7 protein-coding genes, 2 tRNA genes, 3 rRNA genes and 1 pseudogene are annotated in these 13,266 nt (G+C 60.6%); 4 read left to right on the forward strand and 9 right to left on the reverse strand.

Annotated features, from left to right (window positions below):
* Window positions 1–103: 103 nt before the first annotated feature.
* Genes BAMB_RS29740 through BAMB_RS29750 form a run of 3 tightly spaced genes read right to left on the reverse strand, consistent with a single transcriptional unit; the run spans window position 104 to window position 3,792 of the window.
* Entirely contained in the window at window positions 104–1,294 is a 1,191-nt protein-coding gene (locus tag BAMB_RS29740) for an acetyl-CoA C-acetyltransferase (RefSeq protein WP_011660855.1), read from the reverse strand.
* A gap of 36 nt (window positions 1,295–1,330) precedes the next feature.
* On the reverse strand, window positions 1,331–2,098 hold the full coding sequence (locus BAMB_RS29745; RefSeq protein ID WP_011660856.1) for a 3-hydroxyacyl-CoA dehydrogenase: 768 nt from the start codon (window positions 2,096–2,098) through the stop codon (window positions 1,331–1,333).
* A 20-nt stretch (window positions 2,099–2,118) separates the two neighbouring features.
* A complete protein-coding gene (locus BAMB_RS29750; protein ID WP_011660857.1) occupies window positions 2,119–3,792 on the reverse strand; it encodes an acyl-CoA synthetase in 1,674 nt (557 codons plus the stop codon).
* 137 nt (window positions 3,793–3,929) lie between these two features.
* Between BAMB_RS29750 and BAMB_RS29755 the strand changes: the two genes are divergently transcribed.
* The 3 genes and pseudogenes from BAMB_RS29755 (at window position 3,930) to BAMB_RS29760 (ending at window position 5,787) form a co-directional block, all read left to right on the forward strand.
* Window positions 3,930–4,934, forward strand: coding sequence for an AraC family transcriptional regulator (locus tag BAMB_RS29755; RefSeq protein ID WP_011660858.1), 1,005 nt, complete (start codon window positions 3,930–3,932; stop codon window positions 4,932–4,934).
* Between the two features lie 59 nt (window positions 4,935–4,993).
* Window positions 4,994–5,314: pseudogene (locus BAMB_RS36220) on the forward strand (hypothetical protein); the annotation flags it as partial.
* A 101-nt stretch (window positions 5,315–5,415) separates the two neighbouring features.
* The gene (locus tag BAMB_RS29760) at window positions 5,416–5,787 is read left to right on the forward strand and encodes a nuclear transport factor 2 family protein (protein ID WP_011660860.1); all 372 of its coding nucleotides are present in this window, start codon (window positions 5,416–5,418) and stop codon (window positions 5,785–5,787) included.
* A gap of 213 nt (window positions 5,788–6,000) precedes the next feature.
* Here the strand turns inward: BAMB_RS29760 and rrf are convergent.
* From rrf to BAMB_RS29785, 5 genes are all read right to left on the reverse strand, one after another.
* A 5S ribosomal RNA gene (gene rrf, locus BAMB_RS29765) occupies window positions 6,001–6,113 on the reverse strand.
* 227 nt (window positions 6,114–6,340) lie between these two features.
* Window positions 6,341–9,222, reverse strand: a 23S ribosomal RNA gene (locus BAMB_RS29770).
* Window positions 9,223–9,511: 289 nt separating this feature from the next.
* Window positions 9,512–9,587: transfer RNA gene (locus tag BAMB_RS29775), tRNA-Ala, on the reverse strand.
* Between the two features lie 85 nt (window positions 9,588–9,672).
* Window positions 9,673–9,749: transfer RNA gene (locus BAMB_RS29780), tRNA-Ile, on the reverse strand.
* Window positions 9,750–9,811: 62 nt separating this feature from the next.
* Window positions 9,812–11,344: ribosomal RNA gene (locus BAMB_RS29785) — 16S ribosomal RNA — on the reverse strand.
* The 16S, 23S and 5S rRNA genes sit together here with 2 tRNA genes alongside, the layout of an rRNA operon.
* 630 nt (window positions 11,345–11,974) lie before the next feature.
* Here BAMB_RS29785 and BAMB_RS29790 point away from each other — a divergent pair.
* Entirely contained in the window at window positions 11,975–12,412 is a 438-nt protein-coding gene (locus BAMB_RS29790; protein ID WP_011660861.1) for a hypothetical protein, read from the forward strand.
* Window positions 12,413–12,578: 166 nt separating this feature from the next.
* On the opposite strand, the gene BAMB_RS29795 is transcribed toward BAMB_RS29790, so the two are convergent.
* On the reverse strand, window positions 12,579–13,262 hold the full coding sequence (locus BAMB_RS29795) for a DUF429 domain-containing protein (RefSeq protein ID WP_011660862.1): 684 nt from the start codon (window positions 13,260–13,262) through the stop codon (window positions 12,579–12,581).
* Between the last annotated feature and the right edge of the window lie 4 nt (window positions 13,263–13,266).

The raw sequence follows: 13,266 nt of genomic DNA on the forward strand, positions 1-13,266 counted from the left end.
TTCCCGGGAAAACAAAACGGGCGACGGGCACCATGCCCGCCGCCCGCGTCGCGAGAGACGGCTTACGTGCCGTCCCCGCGGGTGATGCGTGAACGCGTTCGCGTTACGCGACGCGCTCGATCGCGATCGCCGTCGCCTCGCCGCCGCCGATGCACAGCGATGCGATGCCGCGCTTCAGGCCATACGATTCGAGCGCGGCCAGCAGCGTCACCATCACGCGTGCACCCGATGCGCCGATCGGATGGCCGAGCGCACACGCGCCGCCGTGCACGTTGACCTTGTCGTGCGACAGGTCGAGATCGCGCATCGCGGCCATCACGACCACCGCGAAGGCTTCGTTGATCTCGAACAGGTCGACGTCGCGCAGGTTCCAGCCGATTTTTTCGGACAGCTTGCGAATTGCGCCGATCGGTGCCGTCGCGAACAGGCCCGGCTTGTTCGCGTAGGTCGAATGCCCGACGATCACGGCCTTCGGCGTGAGGCCGAGCCGCTCCGCTTCCGAGCGGCGCATCATCACGAGCGCGGCCGCGCCGTCGGAAATCGATGACGAATTGGCCGCCGTCACCGTGCCGCCTTCGCGGAACGCCGGCTTGAGCGTCGGAATCTTGTCGAGCTTCGCCTTGCCCGGTTGCTCGTCGATCGAGACCACCGCTTCGGTCTTGCCGGCCTTCACGGTCACCGGCGCGACCTCCGACGTGAAGCGCCCTTCCGCGATCGCACGTTGCGCACGCGTCAGCGACGCGATCGCGAACGCATCCTGCTCCTCGCGCGTGAACTGGTAAGCCTGCGCGCAATCTTCCGCGAACGTGCCCATCAGCCGGCCCTTGTCGTATGCGTCCTCGAGCCCATCGAGGAACATGTGGTCGAGCACCTGGCCGTGACCCATGCGCATCCCCGCGCGCGCCTTCGGCAGCAGGTACGGCGCGTTCGTCATGCTCTCCATCCCGCCCGCGACCGCCACGTCCGCCGAGCCGGCCAGCAGCAGGTCGTGCGCGAACATCGCGGCCTTCATCCCGGAGCCGCACATCTTGTTGACCGTGGTCGCGCCCGCGGCCAGCGGCAATCCGGCCTTCAGCGCGGCCTGCCGTGCCGGCGCCTGACCCTGGCCGGCCGGCAGCACGCAGCCGAACACGATTTCATCGATGCGCTCGGCCGGCACGCGCGCGCGCTCGAGCGCCGCGCGGATCGCCGCCGCGCCGAGCTCGCTCGCGCTTGCCCCGGCGAGGTCGCCTTGAAAACCACCCATCGGCGTGCGTGCCGCGCCGACGATTACGATCGGATCCTGTGTCGTCATGATCGAGTTTCTCCAGTTCCAGTTCTAGTTCCAGTTTCAGCGCGGCGCCATGCGCAACGCGCCATCGAGACGGATGACTTCGCCGTTCAGCATCGTGTTCTCGGCGATGTGGCGCACCAGCGCCGCGAATTCGTCGGGGCGGCCGAGCCGCGGCGGGAACGGCACGCTCTTGCCGAGCGCGTCCTGCACGTCCTGCGGCATGCCGGCCATCATCGGCGTCGCGAAGATGCCCGGTGCGATCGTCACCACGCGAATGCCGAACCGCGCGAGTTCGCGCGCGATCGGCAGCGTCATGCCTACCACGCCGCTCTTCGATGCCGCATACGCGGCCTGCCCGATCTGTCCGTCGAACGCCGCGACCGACGCGGTGTTGACGATCACGCCGCGCTCGCCTTGCGCGTCGGCGTCCTGCTTCGACATTACTTCGGCCGCCAGGCGGATCATGTTGAACGTGCCGACCAGGTTGATCGACACCGCGCGCGCGAAGCGCTCGAGCGAATGCGGACCGTCGCGCCCGACGACTTTCTCACCCGGCGCGACGCCCGCGCAGTTCACGAGCACATCGATGCGGCCGAACGCGTCGCGCGCGGCGGCGACGGCAGCTTGCCCGTCGGCTTCGCTCGTCACGTCGGTCTTCACGAAGCATGCGGCCGCACCGAGTTCGTGCGCGAGGCTCGTGCCGGCATCCTCATTGACGTCCAGCAAAACCGCCTTGCTGCCTGCGGCCACCACCATGCGCGCCACCGCGGCGCCGAGGCCCGAACCGGCGCCCGTAATCAGAAAAACGCGATCCTCGATATTCATTCGCACTCCGTATTCAGTCTTCAGGATTGAGCGGTCTTCTCGGCTTCCATCTTGCGCAGAACGAAGCGCTGGATCTTGCCGCTCGGGGTTTTCGGCAGCGCGTCGACGAAGTCGATCGCGCGGGGATACGCGTGAGCCGACAGCCGCCGCTTCACGTGCTGGCTCAGTTCGTCGGCCAGCGCCGGCGTGCCTTCAAAGCCTTTCGACAGCACGACGAACGCCTTGACGATCTCCGTGCGCTCCGGGTCCGGCACGCCTATCACCGCGGCCTCGCTGACGGCCGGATGCTCGATCAGCGCGCTTTCCACGTCGAACGGGCCGATCCGGTAGCCGGACGACGTGATCACGTCGTCCGCGCGGCCGATGAAGCTCACGGTGCCGTCCGGCTCGAGCTCGACGTTGTCGCCGGTCCGGTAGTAGCCGCCCGCGATCGCCGGCGTATCCTGCTGCCAGTAGCCGGTGAACCACAGCAGCGGCGAGCGTGCGATGTCGATGGCGAGGTTGCCGGGCTCACCCGGGCCCAGCTCGCGACCGGCTTCGTCGAGTACCGCGACGCGATAGCCGGGCATCGCGAGACCGGCCGAACCGACATGGACGACGTGCGTGAGCCCGTGATGGTTGTTCACGACCATCCCGAGTTCGGTCTGGCCGTAGTGATCGTGGATCGGCGCGCCGAGCGCCGCGTGGAACCAGCGCACGACTTCCGGATTCAGCGGCTCGCCCGCGCTACTGACGACGCGCAGTTGCCCTTTCAGCCGCGCCGCCACTTCGGTGCCGGCCGCCATCAGCATCCGGTACGCCGTCGGAGAACCGGCGAGGCTCGTGATGCCGAGCCGTTCGATCACGTCGCAGGTGCTGTCGACGGTAAAGCTGCCTTCGTACAGCGTCGTCGCATGGCCGAGCAGCAGCGGGCCCGTGATCGCATAGTAGAGACCGTATGCCCAACCGGGGTCGGCGATGTTCCAGAAGCGGTCGCTGTCGCGCAGGTCCACCGCGTCGCGCATGTACGCGCCGAACGCAAGCAGGGCGCGCAGCGGCACCGGCACGCCCTTCGGCAAACCCGTCGTGCCCGACGTCGACATCATCATGAACAGGTCGGTCCCCTTGCGCAGCACCGGTTCGAACCTGCCCGACTGCGCGTCGAGCGCCGTACGGAAATCGATGTCGCGGGCCGGCAGCGTGTCGCCCGGCTCGCGCACCGTCGCCACCGGCGGGCAATCCACGATTTCGTCGAGCTTCGCGCGATTCGCGATGTTGGTGACGATCAGCCGCGCATCGCTCATGCGCAGCCGGTGCTCGATCGCCTTCGGTCCGAACGCTGTGAAAAGCGGCTGGTAGACGGCCCCCGCGCGCCACGTGCCGAGGATCGTCGCGACGAGTTCGGGTGTGCGCGGCAACAGGCCGGCTACCACATCACCCGGCTTCACACCCTGCTCGACCAGCAGGTTCGCGACGCGCGCCGACAGCGCCTGCATCTGCGCGAACGTGAAGCTGCGATGCCGGCCGCCAGCGTCGATCCAGTCGAGGGCGATCGCGTTCGGGTCCGCCGCCGCATGCCGGTCGCAGCATTCGACGCAGGCGTTCAGGCCCTGCTCCAGGTCGCCGTGCAGATATGCGGTGGCGGTCTCGATACGGAAGCCGGCCACGGCGTCGGCGTAGGCCGGCACCTCCCGGGCAGTTGCTCCATCACGCATGCGTGTCTCCTGTTCGTTATGACCGCCCGGTGAACCGAGGGTATATCGATGATGGTAGACAGCAGTCACATTGCAATCAATGACAAACAGAATCTAGAATCGTGATCGCTTTTGCCATGTCTGGAGGGCATGAAAACATGGGGCCGCAGATGATCTCGCCCGATTTCGTCGAAGATGCGCTCGAGAGCCTGCGCCGGCAACGGATTCCGGCCGGGCCGGTACTGCACGCGGCCGGCCTGCCGGCCGCCGTGCGCGGGCCGGTTACGCCGCAGCAGTATGGCCGGCTGTGGCTGGCAATCGCCAGCGCGATCGACGACGAATTTTTCGGGCTCGCGGCCCGGCCGATGCGGCGGGGCAGCTTCATGCTGCTGTGCCATGCCGTGCTGGATGCGGGCACGCTCGAGAACGCGCTGCGGCGTGCGCTGCAGTTCTTGCGCGTGGTGCTGGACGAGCCGCACGGCGAGCTCGTGGTCGCCGACGGACAGGCGCAGATCGTGCTCAAGCAGGCCGGCGCGCCCTATTCCGCGTTCGCTTACCGGACGTTCTGGCTGATCCTGCTCGGGGTCGCCTGCTGGCTGACCGGCCGGCGCATTCCACTGCAGCGCATCGATTTCGCGTGCCCGTGCCCCGATCACCGCAGCGATTATCACCAGTTCTTCGGGGTACCGGTCCATTTCGACCGGCCCGACAGCCGGCTCGCCTTCAACGCCGCGTATCTCGGGCTGCCGACGATCCGCTCCGCACAAGCATTGAAGACCTTCCTGCGCGGCGCGCCCGGCAATCTGCTGGTCCGCTACCGGCACGACACCGGCTGGGTGGCAAAAACGCGCGCGCACCTGAAGGCACTGCCGGCCGCCGAGTGGCCGGACTTCGACACGCTGGCCGTGCGCCTCGGCACGACGCCCGCGACGCTGCGGCGACGCCTGCGCAGCGAGGGACAGAGCTTCGCGTCGATCAAGGACGAGCTGCGCGGGGCACTGGCGCAGTCGCTGCTGCGCGCGCACAGGCTCAGCGTCGCGGAAATCGCGGCCGAACTCGGCTTCACCGAACCCAGCGCGTTTCATCGCGCGTTCCGGAAATGGACGGGCACGAGCCCGGGCGCGTTTCGGCGGGACGTCAATGTGGGGCAATCGGAGCATTGATGCGCGGCGGGGCCCGGGCGGGCGCGCTGCGGGATCGGTGCGACATGCCGTCGACGCGGGCGGCTACCGGCTTGCTGACTTTCGTCGTGAGCCTGTTTCGTGGGGAACGCGGCTGGTCGCATCGGCTGGTTTTTCGCGTGCGCGGCGCTATCGCGCGATACCGCTCTGGATGCGGACCGACGACCCGACGATGTCGATCTGCCTGGTCATGCTGATCGAGCTTGCCGGCCTCGGTGCGACCTACGCTGTGCGTGCTCAAGTACGTGCTGAGCACGTTGAATGTCGCGGTTGTGTTCTATCCGTCGGTCAACAGCTTCGCGAGGATCGGCATCTGCTGGCTGATGATGGTTCGGCGTCAGACGCTGTCGAAAGCGGAGTAGTCTCTGTCGAATAGCCGTGATGGCGGAATGCGAAGGCCACCGCGGGCCGCTTGGCGAGCACGCGTGGAATCGCGATCCTTCGAACTGATGCGAGGCCCGATATGGATGCAGTTCGTGCAGTCATCGAACCGTATGAAGCCGCACTTCGAGCGGCGATGCTCGCCAACGACGTCGACGCGCTCGACACGTTGCTCGATGACGACCTGATCTTCACGGTTCCGACCGGGCAGGTCATTGCAAAGCACGACGATCTGTCCGTGCATCGTGCGAAGCTGCTGCGCCTCGACGCACTCGATATCCAGGAGATGGGGACGAAGATGATCGGCGAGATGATTCTCACCACGACGAAGGCGATGCTTGCCGGTCGTTTCGACGGCGCCGTATTCCACGGCATGTTCGCCTATACGCGCCTGTGGCGCCGGTCGGGAAGCGACTGGCGTGTGGTTGCAGGACATGCATCGCAGATCGGTTGAACTGAGACATGCCGGCAATCGACGAACTGCGGGATCCAAAGGTGAATCGATGCCGCGAGTGTCGCGCACCGACATGCTCGGCGCGGTGGGAGCTGCGCCAATGAGGGGGAGAAGAGATGCGCCAACGCTGACTCCGCCCCGCGCTGCCATCGCGTTTCCGCCGCGCCAATGCAAAAACCCCCGCCTTTCGGGCGGGGGTTCTTGGCTTAGGGAGCCTGACGATTACCTACTTTCACACGGGAATCCGCACTATCATCGGCGTAGAGTCGTTTCACGGTCCTGTTCGGGATGGGAAGGGGTGGGACCGACTCGCTATGGTCATCAGGCAAAGAGGGTTGTCACGTTGCTTCGCAACGCGACCAATCTGGGAAGAAGCAGTAATTTAGGTTGTGTGTATCACACACGAGAATCCAACTTGTCTCGTCTTGCTACGCAGGTCGCCGGTACTTCAACCGGCGCGCCGCATCGATCAGCTTTGCTGCTCGATGCTCTGCGTGGGATGCTCGTAAGTGCTGAAGCACTAACGATCATCGACACAAGGCAGACTTGTTATAGGATCAAGCCTTACGGGCAATTAGTATCAGTTAGCTGAACGCATTACTGCGCTTACACACCTGACCTATCAACGTCCTGGTCTCGAACGACCCTTCAAGGGGATCTAGTCCCCAGGGATATCTCATCTTAAGGCGAGTTTCCCGCTTAGATGCTTTCAGCGGTTATCTCTTCCGAACATAGCTACCCGGCGATGCCACTGGCGTGACAACCGGTACACCAGAGGTTCGTCCACTCCGGTCCTCTCGTACTAGGAGCAGCCCCCTTCAAATATCCAACGCCCACGGCAGATAGGGACCAAACTGTCTCACGACGTTTTAAACCCAGCTCACGTACCTCTTTAAATGGCGAACAGCCATACCCTTGGGACCGGCTACAGCCCCAGGATGAGATGAGCCGACATCGAGGTGCCAAACACCGCCGTCGATATGAACTCTTGGGCGGTATCAGCCTGTTATCCCCAGAGTACCTTTTATCCGTTGAGCGATGGCCCTTCCATACAGAACCACCGGATCACTATGACCTGCTTTCGCACCTGCTCGACTTGTCGGTCTCGCAGTTAAGCACGCTTATGCCATTGCACTATCAGCACGATTTCCGACCGTACCTAGCGTACCTTCGTACTCCTCCGTTACGCTTTGGGAGGAGACCGCCCCAGTCAAACTGCCTACCATGCACTGTCCCCGACCCGGATCACGGGCCAAGGTTAGAACCTCAAACAAACCAGGGTGGTATTTCAAGGACGGCTCCACCGAAACTAGCGTTCCGGCTTCATAGCCTCCCACCTATCCTACACAGATCGGTTCAAAGTCCAATGCAAAGCTACAGTAAAGGTTCATGGGGTCTTTCCGTCTAGCCGCGGGTAGATTGCATCATCACAAACACTTCAACTTCGCTGAGTCTCGGGAGGAGACAGTGTGGCCATCGTTACGCCATTCGTGCAGGTCGGAACTTACCCGACAAGGAATTTCGCTACCTTAGGACCGTTATAGTTACGGCCGCCGTTTACCGGGACTTCAATCAAGAGCTTGCACCCCATCATTTAATCTTCCGGCACCGGGCAGGCGTCACACCCTATACGTCCACTTTCGTGTTTGCAGAGTGCTGTGTTTTTATTAAACAGTCGCAGCCACCAGTTTATTGCAACCCCTTCACCCTCTGCGCGCAGGCGCATCAAGCTACAAGGGCGTACCTTATCCCGAAGTTACGGTACCAATTTGCCGAGTTCCTTCTCCCGAGTTCTCTCAAGCGCCTTAGAATACTCATCTCGCCCACCTGTGTCGGTTTGCGGTACGGTCATCGTTAGACTGAAGCTTAGAGGCTTTTCTTGGAACCACTTCCAATTGCTTCGCTCCCGAGGGAGCTCGCGCCACACCCTTGAATTACGCACCCGGATTTGCCTAAGTGCCTTCTCCAATGCAGCGACCGGGACTTCCAACACCCGGACAACCTTCCGCGATCCGTCCCCCCATCGCATCTAACAATGGTGCAGGAATATTGACCTGCTTCCCATCAGCTACGCATTTCTGCCTCGCCTTAGGGGCCGACTCACCCTACGCCGATGAACGTTGCGTAGGAAACCTTGGGCTTACGGCGAGGGGGCCTTTCACCCCCTTTATCGCTACTCATGTCAGCATTCGCACTTCCGATACCTCCAGCACGCTTTTCAACGCACCTTCGCAGGCTTACGGAACGCTCTCCTACCATGCGAGCATAGCTCGCATCCGCAGCTTCGGTATATAGCTTAGCCCCGTTACATCTTCCGCGCAGGACGACTCGATCAGTGAGCTATTACGCTTTCTTTAAAGGGTGGCTGCTTCTAAGCCAACCTCCTGACTGTTTTAGCCTTCCCACTTCGTTTCCCACTTAGCTATATTTGGGGACCTTAGCTGGCGGTCTGGGTTGTTTCCCTCTTGACACCGGACGTTAGCACCCGATGTCTGTCTCCCGTGATTGCACTCTTCGGTATTCGGAGTTTGCTATGGCGGGGTAATCTGCAATAGACCCCCCAACCATGACAGTGCTCTACCCCCGAAGGTGAGACACGAGGCACTACCTAAATAGTTTTCGGAGAGAACCAGCTATTTCCAAGTTTGTTTAGCCTTTCACCCCTATCCACAGCTCATCCCCTAACTTTTCAACGTTAGTGGGTTCGGACCTCCAGTACGTGTTACCGCACCTTCATCCTGGCCATGGATAGATCACTTGGTTTCGGGTCTACGCCCAGCAACTGAACGCCCTATTCGGACTCGCTTTCGCTACGCCTGCCCTATACGGTTAAGCTTGCTACTGAACGTAAGTCGCTGACCCATTATACAAAAGGTACGCCGTCACCCCTTACGAGGCTCCGACTGTTTGTATGCATGCGGTTTCAGGATCTATTTCACTCCCCTCCCGGGGTTCTTTTCGCCTTTCCCTCACGGTACTGGTTCACTATCGGTCGATCACGAGTATTTAGCCTTGGAGGATGGTCCCCCCATCTTCAGACAGGATTTCACGTGTCCCGCCCTACTTGTCGTACACTTAGTTCTTTCATACTGTTTTCGCCTACAGGGCTATCACCTGCTATGGCCGCACTTTCCAGAGCGTTCGGCTAACAATACAAATAAAGAGTACAAGGCTCATCCCATTTCGCTCGCCACTACTTTGGGAATCTCGGTTGATTTCTTTTCCTGCGGTTACTTAGATGTTTCAGTTCACCGCGTTCGCTTCGCATGGCCTATGTATTCAGCCATGGATACTCCAAAAGGAGTGGGTTTCCCCATTCGGACATCTACGGATCAAAGCTCGTTTGCCAGCTCCCCGTAGCTTTTCGCAGGCTACCGCGTCCTTCATCGCCTGTGATCGCCAAGGCATCCACCACATGCACTTGTTCGCTTGACCCTATAACGAGTCTGTCTCATCGACAGTCGCTACAGGTTGAGTTCTCGCGTTGTGCCGTATTCCAATTGAGTCAAACATAGAGTTCGAATCATCTTGAGATACATCGATACAATCACAACCCGGATAGTTTCCACGTCCATCTCAAGACGCTTCCGCTATCCAAATTACTTACTTCTTCCAGATTGTTAAAGAACGACAGCCGATATCTGTTGATATCACTCTGACTGGCTCAATCGCCAATGCAAAATTCTCGGTTCAGTGTCTGAACCAAGCCCTTAGCGTTGGTGATTGGTGGAGGCAGACGGGATCGAACCGACGACCCCCTGCTTGCAAAGCAGGTGCTCTCCCAGCTGAGCTATGCCCCCATGTACAGATGACCTCAGGTTTCAGCCTAGCGGTAGAGGTACTCGTAAGCGCTGAAGCGCTAACGACCACCGACACGTCAGACAATGGTGGGTCTGGTTGGATTCGAACCAACGACCCCCGCCTTATCAAGACGGTGCTCTAACCGACTGAGCTACAGACCCCTGAGTCTGTCTTTAATTTACAGCCGATAAGCGTGAGCGCTCAATTTTGCGAGAAGCTCTGGAAAGGAGGTGATCCAGCCGCACCTTCCGATACGGCTACCTTGTTACGACTTCACCCCAGTCATGAATCCTACCGTGGTGACCGTCCTCCTTGCGGTTAGACTAGCCACTTCTGGTAAAACCCACTCCCATGGTGTGACGGGCGGTGTGTACAAGACCCGGGAACGTATTCACCGCGGCATGCTGATCCGCGATTACTAGCGATTCCAGCTTCATGCACTCGAGTTGCAGAGTGCAATCCGGACTACGATCGGTTTTCTGGGATTAGCTCCCCCTCGCGGGTTGGCAACCCTCTGTTCCGACCATTGTATGACGTGTGAAGCCCTACCCATAAGGGCCATGAGGACTTGACGTCATCCCCACCTTCCTCCGGTTTGTCACCGGCAGTCTCCTTAGAGTGCTCTTGCGTAGCAACTAAGGACAAGGGTTGCGCTCGTTGCGGGACTTAACCCAACATCTCACGACACGAGCTGACGACAGCCATGCAGCACCTGTGCGCCGGTTCTCTTTCGAGCACTCCCACCTCTCAGCAGGATTCCGACCATGTCAAGGGTAGGTAAGGTTTTTCGCGTTGCATCGAATTAATCCACATCATCCACCGCTTGTGCGGGTCCCCGTCAATTCCTTTGAGTTTTAATCTTGCGACCGTACTCCCCAGGCGGTCAACTTCACGCGTTAGCTACGTTACTAAGGAAATGAATCCCCAACAACTAGTTGACATCGTTTAGGGCGTGGACTACCAGGGTATCTAATCCTGTTTGCTCCCCACGCTTTCGTGCATGAGCGTCAGTATTGGCCCAGGGGGCTGCCTTCGCCATCGGTATTCCTCCACATCTCTACGCATTTCACTGCTACACGTGGAATTCTACCCCCCTCTGCCATACTCTAGCTTGCCAGTCACCAATGCAGTTCCCAGGTTGAGCCCGGGGATTTCACATCGGTCTTAACAAACCGCCTGCGCACGCTTTACGCCCAGTAATTCCGATTAACGCTCGCACCCTACGTATTACCGCGGCTGCTGGCACGTAGTTAGCCGGTGCTTATTCTTCCGGTACCGTCATCCCCCGGCTATATTAGAACCAAGGATTTCTTTCCGGACAAAAGTGCTTTACAACCCGAAGGCCTTCTTCACACACGCGGCATTGCTGGATCAGGCTTTCGCCCATTGTCCAAAATTCCCCACTGCTGCCTCCCGTAGGAGTCTGGGCCGTGTCTCAGTCCCAGTGTGGCTGGTCGTCCTCTCAGACCAGCTACTGATCGTCGCCTTGGTAGGCCTTTACCCCACCAACTAGCTAATCAGCCATCGGCCAACCCTATAGCGCGAGGCCCGAAGGTCCCCCGCTTTCATCCGTAGATCGTATGCGGTATTAATCCGGCTTTCGCCGGGCTATCCCCCACTACAGGACATGTTCCGATGTATTACTCACCCGTTCGCCACTCGCCACCAGGTGCAAGCACCCGTGCTGCCGTTCGACTTGCATGTGTAAGGCATGCCGCCAGCGTTCAATCTGAGCCAGGATCAAACTCTTCAGTTTAAACCTGTTACTGTTTTCGGTTCGGTTAAGAACCGGTCGCTCACTCAAAGCTGACAGGAATATGAATCACTTCATAAACCTGACTTACTTTAGTGTGAGACTCTTGATACTTTCGCTATCTGATCCGAAGATCAGCTCGCTTCCATCAAGCGCCCACACTTATCGGCTGTTAATTTTTAAAGAGCATTTCTGCGAGAAACCTTCTGTTTCCCAGCAGCGCTGCGTTTTCAGCAGCAGAGAAGCGAGATTATGAACCGTCTTTCTTCGCTCGTCAACAACTTTCTGAACTGCTTCGTTGCGACGGCGGGGGTTCAACTTCGTGTGCGCCAGGGCTTCTACAACCTTCCCCGTCAGCACCGCTTCCCTTCCCTCCCGCGCCGCGTTTCCGTTAGCGCGAAAGAGGCGTGATTCTAAGCACCCGCCCCTGCCGACGCAACCCCTTTTGTGAAAATATTTTGAAAAAGCCGCCCGCGCAGCCTCCAGGGCGCGCGCCCTTCTTTCCTCTTATATAAGGAGGCCGACAGCATCCCGATCGTACGCACCCGTGCCAGTCACCATGCCGCGGAACAAACAAAGGGGTACGCGCGGTCGAGTATCATCCCGCGATCGAACAACGCACTCATACCGACGATGGACAGCACCACTCAATCCGGCGACGCCGATCTTCGCGACGAATATGCCGCGCTTCGCGAGCGCGCCGTCATGCTGGAAGAACAGGCCCCGCCGCTCCTGCAACGCATCTCGGATGTGCTGCCGCGCATCAGCGGCGAGTCCGAACTGGCGGACGAGCATCGCGAACGGCTCGTCGGCGCACGCAACGCCGCGATGGTCTCGATCGAAAACTATCAGCAGGCGATTCCGTTCCTGCAGACGGCCGACTCGATCATCGAGCAGCTCGACAAGACGCCCGAGCGCGACGAGGACATCGAGTGGCGCGAATCGCTGCTGCAGCGGCTCGACGAACTGATCGACGTCGCGGTCGTGATGATCGACGATGCGCAAGCCTATTTCGAGCAAGCGGATGCTTGCGATCTCTCCAGCGTGCCGAAGTCCATTCTCGAAGACTGAGCATCACGGCCCGGACACGCACTGCGCATCGACTGAACATGATGTTGCGCATGCCGATCGGCTGTCACTGCTCGACACCTTGACGTCGACGATCAGATACGTCCCGCAAAAGCTCACCTTGCCGTCACGGGTTTACGGGTACCCGCCAACCGTGGCCCGTGAGTGACTAGAGCGTATCGAGCACGATCGTCTCGCTGACGATCGGCACACGGATGTACCCGCCCACCGCATCGCCATACGCGTGCGCATTTCCATCGATTACGTATTGCGCGGTCAATGCGCACAGCGTCGCGTCCCGCGCGTCGACCGAGCGCAGAGTCGACACGTCGATCCCGACTTGCGCGAGCAATTGCCGGCGCTGGTTGCGTTTCTGCTTCGCCGACGCAATCGCCTTGCCGAGCATCGCGCAGGTAATCGCGTACGGATAGGTCTCGAAGCTCACGTTCCCGCCGGCGTACCGTGCATCGGTGAGCAGCGGATAGGCCTGCGCCAGCGCGCGGTACACGCGCTCGCCCATGAACATCCAGTCGAAGAAGCCCGACGCACTGGTCACGGCCTGTTCGCGCGACGGCGTCGGAAAGCACGAGATCCGCTCGCGCGCGAGCGCCTGCTCGGCCGCGCGGCGTCCGCTTCCCGTCCACCACAGGCTCGGCGCATCGACGCCGACGGCCACCACGCCATGCTCGATGCACAGCGCGGGCAGCGCTTCGGGTGCGATCCGAGCCTCGCGGCAGACGATCGTCGAGCCGCGCAGGATCACGAGATCGCATTGCTTCTTGTCGCCGCCGACATCGACGCCCGCCACCGCAGGCACCGACCACGCGACGGATCGGGATCGGGCCGCCCGCATGGCT

It is taken from the genome of Burkholderia ambifaria AMMD (assembly GCF_000203915.1).
Taxonomy (GTDB): Bacteria; Pseudomonadota; Gammaproteobacteria; order Burkholderiales; family Burkholderiaceae; genus Burkholderia; species Burkholderia ambifaria.